Source organism: Oceanicella actignis (assembly GCF_008124525.1).
GTDB lineage: Bacteria > Pseudomonadota > Alphaproteobacteria > Rhodobacterales > Rhodobacteraceae > Oceanicella > Oceanicella actignis.
This window is the reverse complement of the sequence record NZ_VNHJ01000035.1, coordinates 1-1,122: the sequence shown is the minus strand read 5'-3', so window position 1 is coordinate 1,122 and position 1,122 is coordinate 1. Positions and strand designations below refer to the sequence as shown.

At 65.5% G+C, this 1,122-nt stretch carries 1 protein-coding gene and 1 pseudogene; both read left to right on the top strand.

What is annotated here, in order from left to right; genetic code table 11:
• Positions 1-95: 95 nt before the first annotated feature.
• A pseudogene (locus LY05_RS15500) lies at positions 96-417 on the top strand (IS21 family transposase); the annotation flags it as partial.
• A gap of 130 nt (positions 418-547) precedes the next feature.
• A partial coding sequence (locus LY05_RS15030; protein WP_148923710.1) for an ATP-binding protein occupies positions 548-1,122 on the top strand: 575 nt, incomplete at its 3' end.

The following is a 1,122-nucleotide window of genomic DNA, read 5'->3' as shown; positions in this document are numbered from 1 at the left end:
CATCAGGCGGTCCAAAAGGTCTTTATCGATGCTCATGCGTGGGTCTCCTTTGTGAGCAGTTACCACGCCAGGGCACAAAATTCAGGATAGTCCCCATGAAGACGGTGCTGATCGACCGCAACGTCTATGGCCCCGGCCGGCACCGGTTCCATGCCGGGTTCCGCGAGTTTGCCAAGCACCACGGCTTCAGACCGCGCATGTGCGCCCCTTACCGGGCCCAGACCAAGGGCAAGGTCGAGCGCTTCAACCGCTATCTCAAGGAAAGCTTCGTCTGCCCGCTGGAGAGCCGCCTGAAGGGCCGGGGGGGCATTCTGGATGCCGATACCGCCAATGCCCATGTCGGCCAGTGGCTGCGGGATGTGGCGAACCCGCGCCTGCATGCCGAGACGAAAGAGCGCCCGGTGGACCGGTTTGTGCGGGAAGCTGGATGCCTTCTGCCGCGCGGGCCGGCCTGGACAGGGATCGCGCCGTCGATCCCGGCCGACCTGCGGGACATCGCCGTGCCCCAGCACGACCTGTCGGTCTATGATGCGATCGGGAGGCTGGCATGAATACCCTGTCCCATGACCGCCTGATCCAGCTCTGCGAGGATCTCAAGCTGCCGGGGATCGCCGACAGCTACCCGGCACTCGCCAGCGCCGCCAGCGACGGGAACCAGAGCTTCACCGACTTCCTCGAGAACGTGCTCGTCGCCGAGCGTGACTTCCGCCGCGCCCGGTCGGCGGCCACGCTGGTGCGCATGGCCGGGTTCCCGGTGGTCAAGACGCTGGAAGAGTATGACTTCAAGTTCGCCAGCTCGGCCCCGAAGCACCAGATCGAGCAACTGGCTTCGCTCGCCTTCGTCGCACGCAGGGAAAACGCGGTGTTCCTCGGCCCCTCCGGCGTCGGCAAGACCCACCTGGCCATCGCCATCGGCCACAAGGCGGCGAATGCCGGGATCAAGACCCAGTTCACCACCGCTGCCGATCTGATCGTCAAGCTCGAGGCGGCGCAGCGCCAGGGACGGCTCTCCGACGCGTTCCGCACCCTCATACCAACGTGCACGGATCAGGACCCATGCGCCCAGTCGCGCATGCCGATCGTCATGATGCGCCACGGCTGGTCCACGAGCTTGTTCCATGC